Here is a 22,794-nt window from a genome sequence, read left to right as displayed (position 1 = left end):
GTCTTTTTCACGCGCGTTATCGCTGTTCCAAGGCGTCACAACTCAGGTGGGGCTTCAGGGTCAACCTTTTGGGCATAAAACTTACCATGCTCTGTCTTAACAGTAAGTATACACCCGGATTTGATATAATCAGTCTCGCCCCCAATGCTTGGGTGCAATGGGTAACCGGTAATCCCCAAGTGCGAGCATCGGAGTTACTCGATGCTGAATTCCAGTGGATTAGTCGGGAAAGCGACGTAATCGTCAAAGCAAAGAGTCCTGAACATCAAGAATTTCTGATTCTCAACGAATTACAACTGCGCTATAGCCAGGCCATGCCTAAGCGCATGCGCAATTATGTTGCCTTAGCTGAGGAGAAATATAACCTATCCACTTATCCAGTATTAATTAACATCTTGCCGCCCCCAGCCACCGTTACCATTGAAGACTGCTACGACAGTGAATTCATGGGATTAAAGGCGCATCAAGATTATCGGGTAATTAATCTGTGGGAAGTAGATGCTGACTTGGTACTGACACAACCTTTACCATCCTTACTACCGTTTGTCCCAATCTTAAAAGGAGGTGGTAGTGAATCGAAATTACGCTCAGCAGTGCAGGCACTACGAGCGGATCAAACTTTGAACCAACTAGAACCATTGTTAGCTTTCTTTGCTAGTTTTGTACATAAGATACCGTTAATTCAACAAATCATGAGGTGGGATATGACAGTATTACGAGAATCACCCTGGTATCAAGAAATTTTACAAGAAGGAATTCAACAAGAACGTCGCCGGAGTTTAGAGCGCATCCTTAACCTGCGATTTGGAGATATTACTTTAGATATATCCCGGAAAATGCCAGCTTTAACTCTCGAACAATTAGACGAGTTAATCGCTATAGCATTAACCGTGAATTCTTTAGATGAGTTTAGTCAGCAGTTGCCCAATTAATTAGAGCCACACCCCACCTCGCCCGTGGGGTGATTTTTTCTCTGCTATTAGTTTTGATGCGGTCAATCGACTATAGAATTTTAAGTTGATATAACATTTATCATAGCTATGAGGTACGCTTGAGCCATTAAGAATTAAATTCGCCACGGGTCGCACATGAGGTAAACAGTAATTTTTACCTACTCCCTACTCCCGACTCCCTATTCCTTATTCCCTTATTAAACCATTTTGAATTATGTCACAAAATCAACAAAAAGCATCTGAAACTAAACCTGAAAGTAAACAGGATATCCCTTATGTATTTCGCATCTCTCCGATAATTCGGATTACCCTAATAACATTTTATTGGGCACTGTTGATACCATTACCGTTTTTAGCTAAAGTATCATCGACTCCAGTATCGCCAATAGTCCTGTGGGTAGGAATTAGCTTGGGATTTTTAGCCCTCTATGGTGTCTTAAGCGAACAGGTGATTGTAGATGACGAAAAAATTCAGGTGGCTTATCCCAATTGGGTGCCCCGATTCTTTCGCAAAGGTTGGCAATTACACTGGAAAGAGGTGAAAGACTTAAAAATGCGCACCACAGGTCAAGGGGGGCTTGTTTATTATTTCGTTAGCCAGTCCTCTGACCAAGCTTACTTGCTCCCAATGCGAGTAGTGGGATTTAATCGCTTAGTTAAGTTAGTAGAAAACTATACCGGGATAGATACTACCGATATTCGTCCCCTAGCCCAGCCTTGGATGTATCTAATTTTGTTTGGATTCACCATCTTGCTATTACTGGTAGATGGCTGGACGATAACCACAGCTATCAATCAAGGTTTAATTTATTAATCAGAATGCCTTGATGCAGCTCCTTCCCATGAACGACTGCATCAAGACATTGATAATTTTGAATTGGAGCGAAGCGATTGACTAATCCCCTGTTGCAGCTCAAACAGGTAAGCCTGACCCTTTCAACCAGGTCTAAAGCGGCTGGGATACCTATATTAACTGATATTTCTTTCGAGGTCAGCCCATGCGATCGCATCAGCGTGATTGGACCATCCGGTGCTGGTAAAACCTCTTTGTTGCGCCTGTTGAACAGACTCAGTGAGTCTACCCAGGGGAATATTTACCTAGATAATCAGAACATCCGGAATATCCCTGTCCTAGAATTGCGCCGACAGGTAATGCTGGTCCCTCAAGAACCAAAACTGTTAGGGATGACCGTTCAGGAGGCTCTAGCTTATCCGTTGGTATTACAACAGCTGCCAAAAAAAGCGATTGGCCGTAGGCCACGCTACGCGAACGCACAACGGACACAAGAGATTCGAGAGAGACTGCGTATTCCAGCGGAGTGGTTAGAGCGTACAGAGTTACAACTGTCTTTGGGACAACGGCAATTGGTTGCGATCGCACGAGCACTAGTTGTCAAACCAAGAATAGTGTTACTCGATGAGCCTACCTCAGCCTTAGATGCTGGTATAGCCTCTCAAGTGATCAGGGTATTTACCGATTTAGCCCAAAAGGAGCAGATCACAATTTTGATGGTCAATCATCAGCTAGATATGGCTGAGTTATTTTGTAATCGAGTATTGTATTTGCAAGATACTCAGTTACTCCAAGACAGTCCAGCTGAGCAGATTAATTGGCAACAGTTGCGAGAGAGATTAGTACAAGCAGAAGCTAAAGCATCTCAAGAGTGGGCTTAATTATTTGTTGACAGTTGACGGTTATTTTGCCTATTGCCTCTTGCCTATTGCCTCTTGCCTCTTGCCTCTTGCCTCTTGTCTATTGCCTCTTGCCTATCATGCGTCTAACCTCTCTTGATGTCTTTCGAGGTATTGCCATGGCTAGCATGATTCTAGTCAACAATCCAGGAAGTTGGTCTTATGTCTATCCCCCCTTACTTCACGCTAAGTGGCATGGTTTTACACCCACAGACTTAGTATTTCCTGCCTTTTTATTTATTGCTGGTGTAGCAATGGCTTTTTCCTTAGTCAAGTACACCAATAACAACCAATCTCTATCCCAAGGGTATTGGCGTATTGGCAGGCGATGTGCCATTCTATTTGCCCTAGGCTTACTGCTCAATGGTTTTCCGACTTACGACTGGGATACTATTCGGATTATGGGTGTCTTACAGCGCATTAGTCTGGCCTATCTCCTTAGTGCTGTAGCAGTGCTAAATCTAAGACGACGGGGTTTGTGGGTACTGACCGGAATAGTTTTGCTAGGGTACTGGGCAGCGATGTCTTTAGTACCAGTTCCTGATTATGGTGCTGGTAATCTCACACCGGAAGGGAATTTTGCTGCCTATATCGACCGTATGGTATTGGGAACAAACCATTTATATAAACAAGCTCAATTTGATCCAGAAGGACTGTTTAGCACCTTACCGGCGGTAGTAACTGTTTTGGCTGGCTATTTCGTTGGGGACTGGCTACGCCATCAACCGATACAGTCCCGTACTAGTTTGGGATTAGTACTATTTGGTGTAGGTTGTCTTGGTTTAGGCTGGGTTTGGGATTTCTGGTTCCCAATTAACAAGCAGCTATGGACAAGTTCCTATGTAGTCTTTTCTGCTGCTTGGTCGATGCTGTTACTGGCTGCTTGTTATGAGTTAATTGAAGTGCGGGGATTTCGCCGATGGGGATGGCTCTTAGAAGTGATGGGGTTAAACGCAATTTTTCTGTTTGTCGCATCTGGTTTAGTAGTTCGTATCCTATATCGAACTAAGGTAGGGACAGGTGATAATGCTGTGAGTACCTATAGTTGGATTTATGAAAATCTGTTTCGGTCGTGGGCTGGAGCCATGAATGGTTCTTTGATCTTTGCGATAGTGAATGTACTGTTGTGGTGGGTGATTCTCTATGGGATGTATCGGCGACGCTGGTTGATCAGGATTTAAGGGTTGATGATTAATTGACGCAGAACCTCTAATAAATTTTTTAAATTGCCAATTCTGTCCCAGGTGTTGGATTATTCTCACTTATCCCTTGATTAAACCGATAGCCAACATTGCGAACCGTTTGAATAATGCTGGGTTGTCGAGGATCGGTTTCTATTTTTTTGCGCAGGGCAAGGACATGGGTATCGATGGTGCGCGGATTGTCAATCGCATTGGGCCAAGCGCGGCGCAATAATTCAGAGCGACTCAAAGCCATTCCCTCTGCTTGGGCAAGTACGTAGAGCAAACTAAATTCTTGGGGAGTCAGGTCAATAAACTCTTCTTTAAAGCGGACACGACGCTGGACTAAATCAATTTTGAGATCACCGTAGTCTAGAGACAGGGGAGCCACCGTAATGCGGAGGCGACGAATTAGGGCTTCTACCCGTGCCATAAATTCCTGTATACCAAAGGGCTTGGTCAGGTAATCATCTGCCCCAGCTTTAAGACCAGTGACGATATCTCTTTCACTATTACGAGCAGACAACATTAAAATTAGAGATTTTCGCTGTTGCTGAAGCCAGCAGCAAAATTCAACCCCATCGCTGTCTGGTAAATCAGAGTCTAGGATAACCAGAGTGGGTTGGCGATGGTGAAAGTCTTCCTTGGCTTGATCAAGATTTTGTGATTGATACACCCCATAGCCGGATTTCTTCAGGTGCGACCCTAGAAGCGATCGCAAATGAGGGTTTCCTTCAATAATCTGAATTCTAACTGAGCCCACGGCACTTTAAAGTCCTCTTAGCCTTAGCCGTTGGGATCTAATCCTAGCAAAGGTCACGTCAACATTCTGTAACAACTGCTACTGATGATACCGATATTGGCTTGGGTTCTTAAAATACGACTTCCTAGTGGCACGATCGCGACCAGGTCAGAGGGACAATAAGGACAATAGTAAAATTTCAATTTACCATTAATTTTAACTGACCATTTTTAATTATAGCATATAAGATGCAATTTAGTCTAGCTAACATAACAAATAATTGAGAAACGTATCGAGGACTTGCTACTTTTGCTAAACTGAAATTAAGTTGGCGTATCCGAGTTTCTACTGAGTGAGCCAATACCACTACTGTTGATACTCAAAATTTATTAAGACTATGCTGCAAGATCCTCAAGCTATACGCTGCTATCAAAAACTTACTGACTCCCTAGTCGATTTGTGGAATCGAGGTTATAGCTTCGATGAATTGCGGCTATATATCGATGGCTATCTTTCTGCCCTCAAACACACAAATACCCTTGAATCCTATATAACCTACCGCTTAGAAGAAGATGCCATTCGTTATCTTCGTGATCCATCCAACTTTGAGATGGTACCAATGCCGCAGCCAGAAACCGACTACTTTTAAACCTTAAACACACAGAACCCCACTCAATCATATCAAGTCTATTGGAGTACTCATCCTATCCGTTAGCTGGTAATAGGCAATTACCCATTACCCATTACCCATTACCCATTACCCATTACCCATTCCCAAAAAGCGATAGGCTATTCTCTTGAGTAATTAACTGGACTTGATATCAGTGGGTTTTCTTAGCAATCTGCTTTTCCCAAATAGCAACTAAATTCTCAACCCTCTGATCCCAACCATACTGGGAAACACACTCCATACCGTTGCGACCCATTTCCTGTCGCAACGCTGGGTTCTCAATTAGTACTTTGAGCTTATCGCAGAAATCTTCCTGATTCTGAGGAGTGAACAAAAAGCCATTCCATCCGTCTCGGATATTCTCCACTACCCCACCTGCTTCAGGAGCGAGCACAGGAATTCCAGCAGCGAAGGCTTCTAATATAGTTAGCCCTCTAGTCTCCTTCTCAGATGCTGTGATATGAATATCACTATTGACCAACAAAGCTGGAACATTTTCCGGTGGGACTCTACCGAGGAAGTAACTATTTGGTGTTAACTTGCTTAACCTGGTAGCAATCTCATCCCGCATCGGACCATCACCAACAATGATCAGTGCGATTTGGTCACTGTTGACCTCTTGTACAACTCGTAAAAAGGCATTTAGGGTAAATTCCCACCCCTTATCTGGAGTTAACCTACCTAGAAAAACTAACTTAACTTTACTGTCAACCCCTCTAAGGTCATAGTTCTTCTCAAAAAACTGTTCCTCCTGTAAATCCGCAGAGAATTTACTAGCATCAAAGCCAAGTAAATTGGCATAAGTGGTGTTTTTAATGCCTAGATCGATAATCTTTTTATGGGTAATCCGACTAGACACTAGGGTGACATCATAAGAATTATACACTGAAAGCAATATGGTTTTAAAAATAAATTTAATTCCAGCGACGACCACAGACGGTAGAGAAAAGTAATCTTCGGCATAGTCGAGAAAATTAGTCCTAAAAAAACTCACACAGGGAATACCAGCCTTTTTAGCAAAAGCCACCCCAGGCACTCTAAAAAAGCCAAAAAACAGTCTTTCTGGTTCATCAACATGAATAATATCGGGCTGGAATTTTTTTAACTCCTGGAGGAGGATTGAATAGGAACTTCTACGCACCTGACGCTCAAACTCTAAGTCCATGAATGAGGTACTCGGTAAATTGATGATTCTCACTCCAGGCAGGATTTGACCAGTATAATCTCGCCAATTGGGATAGACATCTTCTAACGCACTGTAGTCAGGACAAAATAACAACACCTGGTGTCCCCACTGACTCAGTCGTTGTAGCCTAGATAATCCACTAACTGTTACGCCATCAATGACAGGCAAGAATCCAGAGGTGATAATAGCAATTTTCATAGGTTAGTAGAATCTATTACACTCAGAGCGTGTTTAATCTGTAGAGCCAAAGTATTGAGGATGGATCAATTTTTGCATAAATCCTCAGCAGAACAGATCAGGCAAATCTAATAACGTTTCATACCAAATCCGGGTTAATTACCCCCTTTTTAAGCAAAAAGCATGAGGAGCGTGACTAAGCGTGACTAAGCGTGACTGAGAACAGGAGAAAGAATGTTGGAATCATAAAGAGGGTTTTTGAAGCGGATTTGCTATCAAACACTACTAGAGGTAGTTAAACCTAGGTTAGGGTGAATCGCATCCGGCAGTTCCTTTTCCACTCGCCGTATGGGTGGATATCGATAAGCGATAAAGCTTGCCAGGATGTTCAGAATTCCCATCAACAGTAACAGCAAGCCCATGCCACGCCCTGGACCAACTCCAATGATATGGCCAATACTACCTGCTAACAATCCATCGGTAGCCATCATCGGTTCTAAAACATGATCGACTAACGGTCCGGTTAGCATGTGGGCAAGGATCAATAAGGAGTTTTCGATGGCCAGTTGTAAGGCGAAGACCCGTCCTTGCAGATTAGCTGGGACTTTGTTCTGCCAGATAGTCTGATTACAGCTAACGATAATGGGTTGAGCAAATAAGACACCAAAAGCCCCAAGAGCAGCCAAGCTCACAGAAGCGCGGCACCCACCTAAAAGTAAGAACAAGCCTTGCAGGATTACAAAGCTAAAAATACCGTATATCCTGGGCTTGGGTCCTCCCCAGGTAGTCATGACCAAGCTACCAATCAGCATCCCACAACCGCCAATAGATAAAATCACCCCAAGTTCAGCACTGGAGGCAAAACTTAACACCAGTGGCCAGAACAACACCTGAAGAATACCCATACTGAAGTAGACCACGGCAAAGAACATCAGCAACCCTCGTAGTCCTTGGCGTTTGGCAATGTAACGCCAGCCTAATACTAGATCTTGGCGCAGTTGAGAGAAGTGGGCTTGCTTTTGATTAGTGTGATGGGTAGACTGGAGATGGGGAATCTGAATACTTAGCAATGTTGCTAGGGCAAAGATGAATGTGATGAAGTCTATTAATAGAATTCCCTGCAAGTGGATGGTCTCCAGCAGCACACCCGCCAAGGTCGGTCCAAGAATCTTGGCAGTTGCCCTAGAGGCTTGCATCATGCCATTAGCACGGCTAAGATGTTCTTGAGGCATCAGCTGAGTCGTAGCTGCTGTATAGGCTGGCAACTGGAAAGCCTTAAACGTTGAACTGATTGCTACGACTAGGTAAATGTGCCAGATCTCTAACCTGCCCGAGAACACCAGAGCCATAACCACCAGTGTGCTAGCCCCTGCCACGGAGTCGCTGAGAATCATCGCCCAGCGTCTATTCCACCGGTCTACGAATGTACCAGCTATGGGTGAGATTATAATATTTGGTAGGTGAATAAATAAAGAAATTAGGGCAAATTGGGTGATTGAACCAGTGGTCTGGTAAGCCCAAACACCCAGAGCAAATTCGGTAAGATTAGACCCCAGAAGGGATACTAGTTGTCCCAACCAGATCAGAAAGAAAATCTGCATTTATTGTGTCTTTTTCTACTTTACTCGTCGTTATACTCCGCCATCGGCGGGATTATTGTACCTTTTATACATGAATGACTGAACCCCTTGCCAGTTCCCGCTCAGCTTACACCTTGAGAGGTAAAACAGTCTAGCTCGGGGAAAAAGACTGTTGTGGGTGGGCTTACTGATATATCTAGTATGCTGGCAAGTTTTATTTTATGGGAATTCCCACAAGCCAAAACCCCGTGTTTTTAAACCACCGGATGTAGGCTCGCACCGACTTTAGTCGCGTAGTTGACAATATTTGCGCGCTAGAGTATTAGTGAGATATGGGTACAGGCTGAAAAACCGAGGCGCAACCGGGAGAGAGACCCGCCACTGCAAGGGCGTTAAAGTAGTAATGCCCGGAGGGTAGGGAAAATCCTCCTTTCTTGATGCAATAGCGAGTGGGGGAAACCCCCAAGACCGCGCTGCATCGCTAAAAACCCAATCGTCAATTAACAGTTGGCGTGTGAACCCAGCAAGACACAACTTGAGAAAAAAAACGGTACGGCGGGGTTAGAAGTTACCGTAAGAAGAGTGGAGCCTTTAAGGGTTACAGGCCATGCATAAAAGGGTGAAAACTTTTTTATTAAGGCTCCACTCTTCTAAGGTTTCGTCTCCGGCACGCCGGAACCAAGTGAAACAGGGAAGCAACGGACTTCATAAGGCACTTCTCAAAAAGTAACTAAACGCCCCATGCGAGACTAGCCCGCTGGGTATGCGCGTAAACTGAACTAAAGTCTTGGTTTTGACGGGATTTCGGTTCAGATACTGCCAAGCTTCTGACAGAGTTAGAGACTTGGATACGGAGGTTTAAGGCCGGTCGTAGATCTAGGAATCCCCGTCTCTTTAGAGCGGGGAGTGTCAAGTTTGACGGTACCCTTGATGAGTACTCTTTGTGACATTTTTGCTGAGATTGTGGTGACATGGTCTTGATGCAGTCGCGCTATGGGAGGTACCCCAAGACTGGGCTGGCTTCCCTTTGGCTGCGTTGCATTGCTTTTGACCGACAACTTATTCTGTGGGTGACATGCCGAATCTGCTGATCAGAATAATTCCGTAGTACCTATCTGAGCAGGAAGACATGAGCTATTGTGGACACCTATCTTGAGAAGCTCAGAAGGGAGAGCTGACTGCTGAATCATTACCAACTAGTTAAGCTTAGTGGCAACAAAAGACCAGTGACCCTGGTTATTAAGAAGAGTTTTAACAGTTAGGATTAAAATTGACGTGATTTCCATTCACTATTATATACTTGATTGGCAAATAAAACAAGTATCCTAAACGGTAGTTTTAAATCAATTGAGATATTGAGATATTGAAGATGCTTAACTATATCTAGTTCCTTATCTAGTTCCTTATCTAGTTCCGTTTTGGATTGTTTGAGGTCACTAGTTTAATTTTTTTTTACCGTTTATCCCTGACACTCAAGCGTCAAGCGTCAACCGTCAACCTATTAAATTGATTTAAACCTATCGGTTATGAAATATACCTCGGTTTGACCCCCCAAAGTATCCCAAAAATCACTGCTAGTATTTGGAATCATAATGATTGACTTTAATTTCGATCAGAGGAGGTTGAGCTAAAGGACACCATTGGATTCACAAGACATGCTTTGATTGGACGCGATCGCATATAGCGCTACGCGCAAGTCAGAAGTTAGAAGTCAGAAGTCAGAAGTAAGCTATGACTAAGTTTCAGAGTTTAGGAATGTCCTAAGCTTAATGCGTAGTGCTATATTGTAAAACTAATCAAGGTTAAACCAGTAACTATAAATAGTTTCATAGTATGATCAGTCGTCATCGTTTTATTCATCCTTACTGAAACATATTGCTGGTCATCGGGATTTTCTCGCTCCTCCAGAATATCCGTTCCCTTAGCTTGACCTACGGTCAATCCCGTAGCGTGGCCCACGGTCTCTCCTTCCTCATCACTGAAAATTTTGCCATTTTGGCAACCAATTACTAATATGTATAAGTCAATATTGTATAGATGCAGGTTTATTTACTCTTAAGTTCACTGCCATATAAATCCATGTCGAAATGATTAGATTCGGAAGAGGATTAACCTAAAAATCAGGGTAAATAATATCGCCAGAGTCTTCTTGATTTTTATAATTTTCATGAATTTTAAATTAAGATTGCTTAAAATTGCTTTAATTAACTAAATTTAAATCAGGGTGCTTTACTACACTATAAGTAAGTCAGTAATATCTATGCCGAGATAACTACTTATAATTAGTGATCTTACTTACTAATGTGCATTTAAATCAATATAGTTAACGAAAATACCTATGGTATTCAACGCAAATCAACTATCTGAAATAACTATTAAACTAACAGCTACCCTGACAGCAGAACCCTTAAATCAATCTCTTAACTTATGGATGGAAGATATAAATATTCCATCCAAAATAAACTTATCAAAATCTAATCAACATGTTGAAAAAATATTTGATAAGTCTAGTCTACTATCTACTCAAAAAAATGGGAGTCCTGTCATCTGCTCTAGTTTTGAAGACTGGATCAAGTCTCCTGCCAATCAGCCATTATCACCAAATCACTCTAACCTAGGATTAGCTACCAATTTTGATATTCTTAAAGCCGAAGCATTGCTAGTTAATCATAACGATTACCAATTATCTAATCATTTAGTAATCGTTCATGAAAATGAGCAAAAAACTGATGAATTATATCAAGATATATTTGAAAAACAGACCTACATTAAACATGGCATCACTATCCATGATGGGGATTGTATTTTTGATATAGGGGCAAACATCGGTATGTTCACTCTGTTTGCTCAGCAAATCTGTAAAAATGCCAGACTATTCTCCTTTGAAACCTTACCAGACGTTTTTGAATTGTTGCAGATCAATGCATCACTGTATGGCTCAAATGCCAAAGTGTTCAATTTTGGACTTTCCAACCACTCAAAGAGTATATCTAGTATGATTCATCAACATAACATTGAAAAAATTGATTTACTCAAAGTTAATGCTGATCAACCTCAGTTAGATATCCTGGCTGGCATCAAGGAGAAGGATTGGGAAAAAATTCAGCAAATTGTCATGGAGGTTGATCAGATTACAGCAGGGATAAAACTAAAGCAGATCACAAACTTACTCCAACGGAAAGGCTACCAGTTAGTGATTGATCAAGAAGTATTGCTGGCAGATACAGGGGTTTACCGTATCTACGCCAGCCGTAACTATCAGCTAAATCAATTCTCTTAGTATCCAACAGCAATTAAAATCCCTGTTGTTCTACCAACACACTGATTACTCAGCTTACTCAGCACCCTTCACACGGAGGCACTCAGCCTTCCTGATAAGTAAGTGGATCGTCCAATCCCAACTCAGCAAAGGCAGCCAATCGCAACCGACAAGCATCACAAACACCACAAGCTAGATCGTTCCCTGTGTAGCATGACCAGGTTTTTTCCCAAGGCACACCCAGCTGATTACCTAATTGGATAATTTCAGTTTTTTTCAGGTCAATCAGAGGAGTGACAATTTTAATTCCATTGCCCTCCCTACCTTGTTTCGTACCCAAATCAAAAGCTGTCTGCATTGCTTGGATATAATCCGGACGGCAATCTGGATAGCCAGAATAATCTAAGGCATTGACACCCACATAGACTCCCTCAGCACCAATTGCTTCTGCATAGGATAAGCCAAAGCTCAGAAAAATCGTGTTACGGGCTGGAACGTAGGTAATGGGGATTTCTTGAGACATCTGCTCTAGACTACGCTCCTTGGGTAGGTCAAGGTTATCATCGGTTAACGCTGAACCTCCCCACTGCCGTAAGTCAAACCTGACTACCTGATGTTCCTTAACACCTGCTGCACTAGCAATTGCGTAGGCTGATTTGAGTTCTCGTCGATGTCGCTGCTGATAATCAAAGGAAAGGGCATAACACTCATAACCGTCTCCTACTGATTGATACAAAACTGTAGCAGAGTCTAAACCTCCAGATAACAACACAATTACTTTCTTAGACATGATCCAACCAGATATCACAAGTCTCATCAGGATAATGCCTAATCAAACGTTTTGCACTGTTACTACAACTACCAATTAATAATTTCATTGCTCTGTCAACAGACAACCCACAAACTGACACATAGGGTTAGTGTTCCATATTTCGTCAAACCACAATAAGTATAGAACACATGTTTTAAAGGTTCTTTTAGGCTGAATAGGATGGACAAAGCTTTGAAATTCTTCACATTTATAGTTGCTGTGGTACTATCTGGATGGTTTAAGGCGACTTAGATTAAGTAAATCGACTTATTACCAGTGGTGGAGGAGCAAAAAAGAGTGCAGAATCGTACTTATCAAAGACATCGAGATCATCAAGTCCAGCGCAACTTACCGCAGCCAATCAAAATCGGTGTGATTGGCGTTGGCAATATGGGACAACATCATGCCCGAGTTTTGAGTCTTCTCAAAGACGTTGAAATTGTGGGTGTGGCAGACATTAACGTCGAGCGTGGTTTAAATATTGCCAGTAAGTACCGTGTTCGCTTTTTTGAAGATTATCACGATCTTCTTCCCTATGTAGAGGCGGTTTGCATTGCAGTACCGACCCGTCTACATCATGACGTCGGGATGACTTGTCTACAAGCTGGAGTCCATATTTTAATTGAAAAACCGATTGCCGCTAGTATTGCTGAGGCAGAATCCTTAGTGAATGCTGCAGCAGAGTCCCAATGTATTCTTCAAGTTGGACATATTGAACGTTTTAACCCAGCTTTCCAGGAACTGAGCAAAGTTCTGAAGACAGAACAATTGCTGGCTGTGGAAGCTCATCGCATGAGTCCTTACTCTGACCGAGCCAATGATGTCTCGGTGGTTTTGGATCTCATGATTCATGATATAGATCTATTACTAGAATTGGTAGCCTCACCGGTGACAAGGTTAACCGCTAGTGGCAGCCGTGCTTCTGATTCCGGGTATTTAGATTACGTCACTGCTACCTTGGGGTTTGCCAATGGTATTGTTGGTACCGTCACGGCAAGTAAAGTGACACACCGAAAAATCCGTCGCATCGCTGCCCATTGCAAAAATTCTCTGACGGAAGCTGATTTCCTCAATAATGAGATTCTAATTCATCGGCAAACCACTGCCAATTATATGACCGACTATGGTCAAGTGCTTTACCGACAGGATGGTTTGATTGAGAAGGTTTATACCAGTAATATTGAACCACTCCATGCTGAGTTAGAACACTTTGTCAATTGTGTACGGGGTGGTAATCAACCTTCTGTCGGGGGTGAACAAGCCCTAAAAGCACTGCGCTTGGCAAGTTTGATTGAGCAGATGGCTCTTGATGGTCAAGTTTGGCACAACGTAGACAATGGGAATCATAAACTCCATACTTCCGTCATGACAGTTCCCTGTTAATGACTTATTGTTGATTTGTGATGATGTAGGGGTCAGTTGCACTTGTAACTGACCAAAATTACGGGAAGCCCAAGGGGGTAAGGAATAAATCAGCCAAATCCGCTTTGATAAATCCCTTCTAACCCTGACAACTAGAAGTCGCGGCTATAGGTAGGTGAAGCCTTCTCGAAGAGTACAAAGTTTGCCTGGACAGACTGACTTCAACAGGGGGTCTTTAATCCGGATTTGCGATCAACCTTTTCCCCTGTGCGTTTGAACATTTACCTGACTTGTCTTATCACTGATGAAGCTACCTGATTTGATATAACTTCACTGACTTTCTGATTTCCTTGGGGGCTAAGGTGAATGTGGTCACGGTAAAGTATTTCTGGTGTTTCGGTGTTATTGAACACTGGTAAAAAATCTAGATAAGTAATGTTGTGCTCTTGAGTAAAGCCACTCAAGCGTTTACGGGCTTTTAACTCATAGTCACGAGGTCCTTTGGTTCCAATTTCCCGCAGTAGGGGGGTCATCCCTAGCACTAACTTGGCTCCAGCAGCATCAGTTAGGGTCTTAATTTCCCCAATGGCCTTGAGATTAAAGCCAACCCGGTCTCCTGGTTCCGCTCTGACTGCTTCCATTTCAGGAATAGCTGGCGCTCTCAGGAGATAGCGACTCCAGATCTCGGCTATGGCTAGGAGGGGTTTTTGGCTGGGATAATTGCGATCGCGTCCCACTTGTACAGAAGTCGGTGCTGTAGCAAACAAGTCATCGGTATTAATAAGTAATACCACTACATGGGCGTTGAAGGTGCCAAAGCGTCGTAGATAGGCTAACTCATTTCGTGGTCCCCAAGAATTAGCAGAAGCATTAAGGACTTCGACTGTTTCAAATGGTTTCTCGTTGGTTAGACTTGGTAAAACGTCTTTGGTCAGCCATAGTTCTAATTGAGATTGGAGCAGTGCTGATATGGTTTGGTCTTGGTCTGTCCACCAAGCCCCATTCGCAACAGAATCCCCCAGTAGGAACACCCGCAGCATGGATAGAGGTGGCTGAGGAGTGGTGGTGGCACTGCGCATGGAATATTCATTAATGACAATGCGGTTGCCAAACCGTCTGGTGCTTTGGTTAGGGGCTAGCAAATAGCCAATTTCCTCATCTGCCAGATAAATCAGGGGATTACCGAAGCCGAGCAGCCATCGTAAACCGACCTCTAGCGCTACCAAGGAACTGACTAGCACTGCCAAGGTTAATAGCAATACTTTCACAAGAAAATCCTATATAATTTATAAATTTTTCCTATAGTTTTGTCTAGGTGTTCAGTAGTGAGATCACTTTAAAAGCCGAGTATAACCGCTCAAAGCTGAGTATACCAAGGTTAATCGGTAAATTTCCCCCTGATCTAGCCCTGGCTATAATCGACTTGTTGGTTAGATCCCTGATAACTCAAACAGGAGCGACAAACTATGTCAGACCTCAATCGTGGCATCATGAAGTTTAAAGGAGCTGATAGCCCCACAGCCGTTGTTATTTCAGCAATTCTGGTTTTGGGCAGTATCAGCGTTCTGATCTGGTGGGCATTGCACAACGCTTACAGCATTGGCTAATCTCCGTCGATTTCCTTAAAAAATTGACAATTCCTAAAAGCTGTGCTAACATTTATAAATGTGAGCTAAAAGGGTCGGTGCCCGAGTGGTTAATGGGGGCGGACTGTAAATCCGTTGGCTATGCCTACGCTGGTTCAAATCCAGCCCGGCCCACCACAATGGTTTGGGATATAACCTAAATATACTTTTGATAAGTCAGCATAAAATTGGCTGATGTTAACCGTTAACTAATTACCATGACTGGTTTAGCGTCGGGAAATCAAAAGCTGATTAATTGATACCTTGGCAGAGTAAATTTGGCCAAAGTACAATAGTCTAAATCAAACCAATAATGTAAATCTAATAATTTAAATCTAGCCCGTGTGGCTCAGTGGTAGAGCACACCCTTGGTAAGGGTGAGGTCACGAGTTCAATCCTCGTCACGGGCTTTTAAGCATAAATTACCGAGTAGTTAGCAAATTGTACAGTGACTAATTATTGGTCACAAAGGCAAATACAGCACAATTCCCTTCCATTCTGCTTGCTCACTACAATCGATCAGTAGTAGTAATTCATCAATTGCCTGTCGAATTGGCATTCGATCATTGACGACAAAGATGCCCGCCATTGACTCTCCTGAAACTAGGCGGTTGTAGGCAAAATCTGGCATCGTTGCACGATCATGAGTTAGAAGGATACGTCCATTAATTGCTGCCCAAGCTAGAATCGCTGGATCATCTACTTCTCGCAACCCAACATCTTGAACTCGTAGTAGGTCAAGATTGGGTTGACGCGAAAACAGCCCTCGAACAATGTCACCGTTGAAATTCTCATCGCTCAGCAAACTCAGCATAACCGTTTCTACTGATTCTGCTGAGATAGCAAACGGGTACGAATTAAGCTGAGATCAGGTTGGATACTAGACAAACGTTGCTGCACTGATTCAGCTAACTGCTCTCTCTGATTTAAGTATGTTTCTACCGCATCTTGGTGTCGAAGGTAGTAGCCAATTGTATTGTAAACATCGGACAAAGATAGAGTCGAGTATCGATGCACAATAGACTCAGGAGATGCACCATCTTGAAACGCTCGAATAACAGTCTCTAGCAAAACCCTTGAATTTCCAACTCGAATCGCTCCGGTTTCATCTTCTCGCAAAGGCGGTGTCTCACGTTCTAAAACTAGGCTCATAGATTAACTTTCCGCGCATCCAGTATAAAACCATCGTAACTTACCTGACTAGCGCAATTGCTCAGTGAACTTAAAAACACTGTCTCAAAATTGGGCGTTGCTGAATATCGAAATGATTTAACCATAAAGGAGAATTTTATGATAATTTAAATAATAAACAAGAAGCCTAATTGATAAATCCAAGATTTTATTGATGCAAAGCGCGAGTGGGGAGAGACCCCCAAGACCGCGCTGCATCGCTTCTTCAGATTTAGAGTAGCACAGAGTGCGTCGATGTAGTCTTGCTAAATAATGTCTCAATCTTGTATTTTCATTTTCTATATATAGTCATATAAATTTTATTAACCCAAGTTGCTAGTTATGCAGATGCGATTTGACCGTAGGTCACGCTACGGGAACGCACAAGGGTGTTGAGGTTAACTAATGGTAACTAGAATTGAGGACTGATAACTGGTTAAACCTATTACAACAGCAGCGAGTAATTGCTGTGATTCGAGCATCCTCGAAATCCTTAGGAGATCAGATGGCTAAGACAGTAGCCACTGGGGGTATACGGTTAATTGAAATTACCTGGAATAGCGCTGATGCTCCTGAGCTGATTAGTCAGCTCCATAGAGAATTACCCAACTGTATCATCGGTACTGGCACCATCTTAAACCAATCTCAGTTACATCAGGCAATTGATGTTGGAGCGCAGTTTATCTTTAGTCCCCATGTAGATACAGCAGTTATTAAAGCAGCGGTAGCTGCTAACGTGCCAGTGGTTCCCGGAGCACTTTCCCCCACAGAAATTGTGACAGCTTGGGATGCTGGTGCTAGCTGTGTTAAGGTGTTTCCGATTCAGGCGGTCGGTGGTGCTAGTTACATCAAAGCCTTACTTGGGCCACTCGGTCACATCCCGTTAATCCCTACTGGTGGTGTTACGATAGACAATGCTCAGGAATTGATTAATATCGGAGCGATCGCTGTGGGTCTTTCTGGGAATTTGTTTCCTAAATCCCTGATTGATGGGGGGAATTGGAATGCGATCGCAAAACGAGCAAAACAGCTCAAGCAACGATTAGCCCCTGATTCTCTGAGTTGAGGCTATGATGTTGGTGATTTGTTTGATTGACTTTGATTGACTGCTAAGGTTATATGTTTTTCCACTGGCTAAATCCCTTAAGAACCTGGTTTGCCAGTTTACCACTGATGCTAATCGCCTTGGCTGTCTGGACAACACCAGCGTTGACCAATCCTGTGAGTGAGCAAATCGCTACCAGAGTGATGGAACTACAAGATTCAGAGGAACGCTGGATTGAGATAGACCTAACCAATCAAAGGCTGATTGCTTGGGAAGGTAGACAACCGGTTTATGCAATAATTGTCTCCACTGGTAAAGATTCAACACCTACCCATCCTGGTACATTCACGATTCAATCCAAGCGTCGCAAGGACAGAATGCGTGGTGCAGATTACGATCTGGCCAATGTACCTTATGCGATGTATTACCACCGAGGCTATGCTATCCATGGGGCATACTGGCATCGTAAGTTTGGTACGCCAGTAAGTCATGGCTGTGTGAATGTAGCTGTGGATCATGCTGAGTGGTTATTTGATTGGGCCTCTGTGGGAACACCAATCGTAATTCATCAGGGCGTTGAGGAATTGGCCAATGATGAATGATATCAAGTCTGTTGAATCATTAGTCACTCTACCTGTAGGGTGTGCTTCCCAGTTCTAAGTAAATCCTGTTAATTTCTTTAGGAATAGTTCACCAGCTTCTTCCAAATTCCCATCCAGAGAAAACGTCAAGCTGCGGACTCGAATATCACGAATTTTAACATCAAGGGGTTGAGTTAAAGGAGCTGGATATACTAAAACTGCCTCTTGGCAATCTTGTGTGATGGCATAGATTACTACTTGGTTAAAGTCATCACGAGATGGACTAATAGGGATTTTATACTTAGTATCGAGAATGCAGCATGTTTTCTCAGTCGCTATCTCGTACAGTACTAAATCAATGTAAAAATATAATGTCTTGTCGATGTCTACTCTTTCGAGTATCTTAATGCCAAAGCCAGTAGGTAAGTGCGATTTTAACCATTCAGCCACAAAGCGTTCATAGAGTTTTGCCATGTTAACTAGAAAGGGCAACATGGTATGACTACCTGTTTGATGACTTGGTCCGCTGTGTTCGAGAAAAAAGCGGCAAAGAACATGTAACCTTTGGTAATTCTGATTGAGCCGATTATAGTTTCGTCCGATACAATCCCTAGCGCTATAAGGTTGTAGGGTGACAAGGTTTTGTAGGGCATGATAGGCTTGGCGCAACATGGGACTTACCTTAGCGCTATATAAACCCGTGCGAGAGATACAGTGGAGTGTCCAGGCGATAATCTGATTATCTTCGATGTCACTAGTATGTTCGTCGTAATGGCAGTTAAGTTTGATATCCCATGGCTTCTGGATAGTTTGCTGTACATCCAAACGCCCCCGAAGGTATGCTAGTTGACCAGTTGTAGGGATGTAGGTGCGGTAGAGTCCTTGGCGAATGCGATCGCGTATGCCATTAATGAGGATACTGACCAGGTAATCGTAAAATTCTTCTAGAGATTTACAATCAATCAACCCCTCTAGAATCTGAAAGCTTCTAAGGTTATAAGCATAGTCCAGCATTCCGAAAAGATTGTTTAGGGGGACTTTCGGCTGGAGTTGGATGCTCAGTTCATTGCTTAGGGGAATATAACCTACCCATCCTTGAGAGGTTAGTTGCCAGTAATCCCCGCTTTTGGAGTATTCAAGATTTACTGTGACCTGATTGCTGTATTTTTGCTGCAATTCATCGATTACCGATTCTGGAATCTGGTAGCGTGGGATCTTATCTGGCTGATACTCCGTTAGTTTAATTATTGTCATTTTTTATAGGGCTACGCCCAGGGAACAGGGAATAGGGAATAGGGAGTAGGAAGTAGGGAGTAGGGAGTAGGGAGTAGGGAGTAGGGGTAAGAACATTGAATTTACTTCATAAGTATTTGAAACGCTAGATTCTTAATTCTTAATTCTTAATTCTTAATTCTTAATTCTTAATTCTTAATTCTTAATTCTTAATTCTTAATTCTTAATTCTTAATTCTTAATTCTTAATTCTTAATTCTTAATTCTTAATTCTTAATCTGACTTCTGACTTCTGACTTCTGACTTCTGACTTCTGACTTCTGACTTCTGACTTCTGACTTCTGACTTCTGACTTCTGACTTCTGACTTCTGACTTCTGACTTCTGACTTCTGACTTCTGACTTGCGCGTAGCGCTATAGTAAAAACTATAGGCTTGATCATACTTATGAGCTATATTGAATCAATTTAGAATTGCTATAGTAGCTAATGACTAATGATAAAAGTACCCCTGTGGGTACTGTCAATCCATGACAGAAGCATCAGACTAGATTTGTCAGTCAACCAGGAAATTTTCAGTCAACTCAGGAAAACCCGATGAATTCCAAAGAAGAAAAAGCTAAAGACCTTGAGCTTCGAGAACGAGAACTCCAGCAACGGGAGCGAGACCTTCGACTCCGGGAAATGGAAACGGAAATTTATCAACAGGAACCACAAGTGCATCAAACCCAGAAGCATGAAAAACCTGAAGGTAAACTAAAAAAGTGGGGCAGAAAGCTAGCTAGATTCGGGAAATTCTTAGCCGTTGTCATTGCCGTTGTTGTCACCATTAGAGTCGCTTATTGGCTTGCCCTAGTCATGATAGTTGGAGGAATTGCCTGGTTAGGGTACGAAATTTTCTGGAAAGATGACGCCTGAATAACAAAACAAAAAGGCAATAAGGTTAAATTTATTTATAAATTACCAAGACCACAATAGTTTAACATAAACTAACTAATTGAATAGTATTATAATTAATTTTTCTAATAAATAGTTGGTAAAATATATAGGAATGAACAATTAATTAATTGTGATAAGTTTTGTTCCCTACTCCCTACTCCCTACTCCCTACTCCCTACTCCCTACTCCCTACTCCCTACTCCCTACTCCCTGTTACCTGTTCCCTTTGAAACCATTAATTAGCTAAAAGCAAAATAAATATGAGTACTAAAATGGAAACCACAAATTTTATCCATGATCTCGATCGCGTTGCCAGAGTTCGTGCTGAAATCGCCAGTAATTTAAATCAAATCAATAAAACTCTTGAGCAATCGGAATCCGCAGGGGAGCATAATTCCGGTAAATTAGGCTTAGAGAGAGATATTGAAGATATCTATAAAGTCAGTAAAAATTTACAGCAGGGGCGATTCCGACTACTAGTGTTAGGGGATATGAAGCGGGGAAAAAGTACATTCCTCAATGCCTTAATTGGTGAGAACTTACTGCCCAGTGATGTCAATCCTTGTACAGCTTTGCTGACAGTTTTACGCTATGGTGCTCAAAAGAAAGTTACAGTGTACTTTAATGATGAGACACTACCCCAAGAAATTGATTTAGAAAGTTTTAAGCATCGCTATACCATCGACCCAGATCAAGCCAAGCGACTACAACAAGAGGAGAAGCTAGCGTTTCCCAATGTTAGTCATGCCGTGGTGCAATATCCCTTACCGTTGCTAGAAAAAGGGATTGAAATTGTAGATAGTCCAGGACTGAATGATACGGAAGCGCGCAATGAGTTATCCCTCAGTTACATTAATAATTGTCACGCTATCCTGTTTGTCCTCAAAGCAACTCAGCCCTGTACTCTAGAAGAACGTCGTTATATCGAAAATTATCTTAAAGGTCGGGGATTAACAGTTTTCTTTTTAATCAACGCTTGGGATGAGATTCGTAAGGGATTGATTGACCCGGAAGACTCCGAAGAACTGGCAGCAGCTGAGGAAAAACTCCGTCAAGTCTTCCAAGCTAACCTGATGGATTATTTTCAGGTAGAAGCACAGACTTATCAGAAACGAGTCTTTGAAATCTCTTCATTGATGGCGTTGCGTCGGCGGGTTAAAAATTCTGAGGATTCTCTTGAAGGAACGGGATTTCCTGAATTGATGGCAGCACTTAATTCATTTTTAACCAAAGAACGTGCGATCGCAGAAATGCGCCAAGCTAAAATCCTAGCCCAGCAAGTCTATAACCATGTCCATGAAGCAATTGAACGGCGGATTCCATTGCTGGATCAGGATGTTAATCAGTTGAAACAGCAGATTAGTGAAGTCGCACCGGAATTTGAGAAACTGACGGAAATTCGTGATCAATTTCAGGAAGAAATCCGAATTACCCGTAACCGTACAGCAAAAGCTGTCGCTAATTCCTTTCGGGACTATATTTTAAATTTAGGCAATACCTTTGAATCAGACTTTGTCCGCTATCAGCCAGATTTAGGCTTTCTGGATTTCCTGCGACAGGGGAAACGGGATGAGTTTAATGCAGCATTTAAGCGAGCCTTTGAACGGTACATTAACGAAAAGATTTCGGCTTGGGAAGTCACCGCTGAGCAAGACATAAGTGAAGCGTTTTTAGAACTAGCTAGGAGTGCCGCTAATTATGGTGCAATCTATGGTAAGATAGCCGATGCCATGACTGAAAAGTTGATTGGGAAAAAGGTTTACGCGAATACCACTATGGATTCAGCAGACACTTCACCAGCCTGGGCTAGTTGGGCGATGGGATTTTTATCCTTGGCTTCAGGTAATGTTGCTGGTGTGTTTCTAGCTGGTGCTGGGTTTGATTGGAAAAATATTCTGGTCAATTGGTTAGCCGTGTGGGGAATTACTGCCTTTTTATTGATTTTTACAACAACACCATTTATAGGACCAATAGGTGTGGCTCTGATGGGTCTAGGGGTTGGTGCTTTCCAAGCCGATCAAGCTCGCAAACAATTAATTCAAGCTACTAAGAAAGAGTTGGTGAAATATTTGCCCCAGTTGGCTGAGGAGCAATGGCAACCAATTCATGATGCGGTCAACGAGTGTTTTGATGATTATGAACGCCAGGTAATTAAACGATTAAATGATGACATTAAATCCCGGAAGGATGAGTTGGATAATTTGGTAGAGCAAAAAGAATCTAATCAAGTGAATCGCGAGACTGAGTTAAAGCGTCTAAGAAGTTTGGATGCTGAGGTTTTGTCTAAGGTTAATGGTATTGAATCCGTTTATGGCTACTTGCTAGCAGCTCCAATGTAAGCATTGAAGGGATTAGGGAGTAGGGAGTAGGGAGTAGATCACCTTTATAATTAGGTATATAGATCCCCCCTAACCCCCCTTAAAAAAGGGGGGAATTAGATTAAAAAGTCCCCCTTTAGATTAAAAAGTCCCCCTTATTAAGGGGGATTTAGGGGGATCTAAATCAGGGATTAAAAAAAACTTACATGCTCCCCTAGGGAGTAGGGAGTAGGAAGTGTTGAAACCATTAATTAGCTAAGATCAAACTATAGC

At 42.5% G+C, this 22,794-nt stretch carries 22 protein-coding genes, 2 tRNA genes and 1 pseudogene; 14 read left to right on the top strand and 11 right to left on the bottom strand.

From position 1 onward, the window contains the following. The first annotated feature begins 86 nt into the window (after positions 1–86). From F6K53_RS05475 to F6K53_RS05460, 4 genes are all read left to right on the top strand, one after another. Positions 87–932: an Rpn family recombination-promoting nuclease/putative transposase gene (locus F6K53_RS05475; protein WP_293065634.1), complete on the top strand. Its 846-nt coding sequence runs from the start codon at positions 87–89 to the stop codon at positions 930–932. A gap of 235 nt (positions 933–1,167) precedes the next feature. Further along, positions 1,168–1,767, top strand: coding sequence for a hypothetical protein (locus F6K53_RS05470; RefSeq protein ID WP_293065621.1), 600 nt, complete (start codon positions 1,168–1,170; stop codon positions 1,765–1,767). A 77-nt stretch (positions 1,768–1,844) separates the two neighbouring features. Beyond that, positions 1,845–2,627, top strand: coding sequence for an ATP-binding cassette domain-containing protein (locus tag F6K53_RS05465; RefSeq protein ID WP_293065618.1), 783 nt, complete (start codon positions 1,845–1,847; stop codon positions 2,625–2,627). 98 nt (positions 2,628–2,725) lie between these two features. After that, complete coding sequence (locus F6K53_RS05460) at positions 2,726–3,826, top strand: heparan-alpha-glucosaminide N-acetyltransferase domain-containing protein (protein ID WP_293065631.1); 1,101 nt, start codon at positions 2,726–2,728, stop codon at positions 3,824–3,826. 40 nt (positions 3,827–3,866) lie between these two features. Here F6K53_RS05460 and F6K53_RS05455 read toward each other — a convergent pair whose 3' ends face one another. Continuing rightward, complete coding sequence (locus F6K53_RS05455; protein ID WP_293022331.1) at positions 3,867–4,589, bottom strand: response regulator transcription factor; 723 nt, start codon at positions 4,587–4,589, stop codon at positions 3,867–3,869. A gap of 376 nt (positions 4,590–4,965) precedes the next feature. On the opposite strand from F6K53_RS05455, the gene F6K53_RS05450 reads away from it, so the two are divergent. Further along, a complete protein-coding gene (locus F6K53_RS05450; RefSeq protein WP_075904034.1) occupies positions 4,966–5,217 on the top strand; it encodes a DUF6761 family protein in 252 nt (83 codons plus the stop codon). Positions 5,218–5,389: 172 nt separating this feature from the next. On the opposite strand, the gene F6K53_RS05445 is transcribed toward F6K53_RS05450, so the two are convergent. From F6K53_RS05445 to F6K53_RS05435, 3 genes are all read right to left on the bottom strand, one after another. Then, on the bottom strand, positions 5,390–6,622 hold the full coding sequence (locus F6K53_RS05445) for a glycosyltransferase (RefSeq protein ID WP_293065614.1): 1,233 nt from the start codon (positions 6,620–6,622) through the stop codon (positions 5,390–5,392). Between the two features lie 254 nt (positions 6,623–6,876). Further along, a complete protein-coding gene (locus F6K53_RS05440; protein WP_293022326.1) occupies positions 6,877–8,202 on the bottom strand; it encodes an MFS transporter in 1,326 nt (441 codons plus the stop codon). Positions 8,203–9,960: 1,758 nt separating this feature from the next. Then, the gene (locus F6K53_RS05435) at positions 9,961–10,140 is read right to left on the bottom strand and encodes a hypothetical protein (RefSeq protein ID WP_293065610.1); all 180 of its coding nucleotides are present in this window, start codon (positions 10,138–10,140) and stop codon (positions 9,961–9,963) included. Between the two features lie 379 nt (positions 10,141–10,519). Between F6K53_RS05435 and F6K53_RS05430 the strand changes: the two genes are divergently transcribed. Further along, a complete protein-coding gene (locus tag F6K53_RS05430; protein ID WP_293065607.1) occupies positions 10,520–11,461 on the top strand; it encodes an FkbM family methyltransferase in 942 nt (313 codons plus the stop codon). Between the two features lie 82 nt (positions 11,462–11,543). Here F6K53_RS05430 and queC read toward each other — a convergent pair whose 3' ends face one another. Next, entirely contained in the window at positions 11,544–12,257 is a 714-nt protein-coding gene (queC, locus tag F6K53_RS05425; RefSeq protein WP_293080048.1) for a 7-cyano-7-deazaguanine synthase QueC, read from the bottom strand. Positions 12,258–12,548: 291 nt separating this feature from the next. On the opposite strand from queC, the gene F6K53_RS05420 reads away from it, so the two are divergent. Then, positions 12,549–13,634 (top strand): Gfo/Idh/MocA family oxidoreductase, encoded by a 1,086-nt coding sequence (locus F6K53_RS05420; protein ID WP_149031254.1) that lies wholly within the window; start codon positions 12,549–12,551, stop codon positions 13,632–13,634. Positions 13,635–13,894: 260 nt separating this feature from the next. Here F6K53_RS05420 and F6K53_RS05415 read toward each other — a convergent pair whose 3' ends face one another. Next, positions 13,895–14,881, bottom strand: a complete 987-nt coding sequence (locus F6K53_RS05415; RefSeq protein ID WP_293065603.1) for an SGNH/GDSL hydrolase family protein — start codon at positions 14,879–14,881, stop codon at positions 13,895–13,897. Positions 14,882–15,079: 198 nt separating this feature from the next. Here F6K53_RS05415 and F6K53_RS05410 point away from each other — a divergent pair, with 198 nt between their 5' ends. From F6K53_RS05410 to F6K53_RS05400, 3 genes are all read left to right on the top strand, one after another. Beyond that, complete coding sequence (locus F6K53_RS05410) at positions 15,080–15,220, top strand: hypothetical protein (protein ID WP_293019812.1); 141 nt, start codon at positions 15,080–15,082, stop codon at positions 15,218–15,220. A gap of 71 nt (positions 15,221–15,291) precedes the next feature. Further along, positions 15,292–15,376 (top strand) — tRNA-Tyr (locus tag F6K53_RS05405). A gap of 200 nt (positions 15,377–15,576) precedes the next feature. After that, positions 15,577–15,648 (top strand) — tRNA-Thr (locus F6K53_RS05400). 53 nt (positions 15,649–15,701) lie between these two features. Here F6K53_RS05400 and F6K53_RS05395 read toward each other — a convergent pair. The 3 genes and pseudogenes from F6K53_RS05395 to F6K53_RS05385 all read right to left on the bottom strand — a co-directional run. Continuing rightward, positions 15,702–16,052, bottom strand: coding sequence for a DUF5615 family PIN-like protein (locus tag F6K53_RS05395; RefSeq protein WP_293019810.1), 351 nt, complete (start codon positions 16,050–16,052; stop codon positions 15,702–15,704). Positions 16,053–16,060: 8 nt separating this feature from the next. Further along, positions 16,061–16,390: a DUF433 domain-containing protein gene (locus tag F6K53_RS05390; RefSeq protein ID WP_070395498.1), complete on the bottom strand. Its 330-nt coding sequence runs from the start codon at positions 16,388–16,390 to the stop codon at positions 16,061–16,063. A 117-nt stretch (positions 16,391–16,507) separates the two neighbouring features. Beyond that, positions 16,508–16,711, bottom strand: a pseudogene (locus F6K53_RS05385) (hypothetical protein); the annotation flags it as partial. A gap of 115 nt (positions 16,712–16,826) precedes the next feature. Here F6K53_RS05385 and F6K53_RS05380 point away from each other — a divergent pair. Beyond that, the gene (locus F6K53_RS05380) at positions 16,827–17,474 is read left to right on the top strand and encodes a bifunctional 4-hydroxy-2-oxoglutarate aldolase/2-dehydro-3-deoxy-phosphogluconate aldolase (RefSeq protein ID WP_293065599.1); all 648 of its coding nucleotides are present in this window, start codon (positions 16,827–16,829) and stop codon (positions 17,472–17,474) included. Between the two features lie 107 nt (positions 17,475–17,581). After that, the gene (locus F6K53_RS05375) at positions 17,582–18,055 is read left to right on the top strand and encodes a L,D-transpeptidase (protein ID WP_293065596.1); all 474 of its coding nucleotides are present in this window, start codon (positions 17,582–17,584) and stop codon (positions 18,053–18,055) included. Between the two features lie 54 nt (positions 18,056–18,109). On the opposite strand, the gene F6K53_RS05370 is transcribed toward F6K53_RS05375, so the two are convergent. Together F6K53_RS05370 and F6K53_RS05365 are read right to left on the bottom strand one after the other, a co-directional pair. Then, the gene (locus tag F6K53_RS05370; protein WP_293065593.1) at positions 18,110–19,288 is read right to left on the bottom strand and encodes a restriction endonuclease; all 1,179 of its coding nucleotides are present in this window, start codon (positions 19,286–19,288) and stop codon (positions 18,110–18,112) included. 237 nt (positions 19,289–19,525) lie between these two features. Then, a complete protein-coding gene (locus tag F6K53_RS05365) occupies positions 19,526–19,708 on the bottom strand; it encodes a hypothetical protein (protein WP_293080045.1) in 183 nt (60 codons plus the stop codon). Positions 19,709–19,861: 153 nt separating this feature from the next. On the opposite strand from F6K53_RS05365, the gene F6K53_RS05360 reads away from it, so the two are divergent. Then, positions 19,862–20,182: a hypothetical protein gene (locus F6K53_RS05360; RefSeq protein WP_293065567.1), complete on the top strand. Its 321-nt coding sequence runs from the start codon at positions 19,862–19,864 to the stop codon at positions 20,180–20,182. 281 nt (positions 20,183–20,463) lie between these two features. Then, the gene (locus F6K53_RS05355; RefSeq protein ID WP_293065565.1) at positions 20,464–22,542 is read left to right on the top strand and encodes a dynamin family protein; all 2,079 of its coding nucleotides are present in this window, start codon (positions 20,464–20,466) and stop codon (positions 22,540–22,542) included. Positions 22,543–22,794: the final 252 nt, after the last annotated feature.

It is taken from the genome of Moorena sp. SIO4A1 (genome assembly GCF_010672065.1).
Taxonomy (GTDB): domain Bacteria; phylum Cyanobacteriota; class Cyanobacteriia; order Cyanobacteriales; family Coleofasciculaceae; genus Moorena.
Note: the sequence above shows the minus strand (reverse complement) of the source record. Positions and strands in the feature narration are given on the sequence as shown.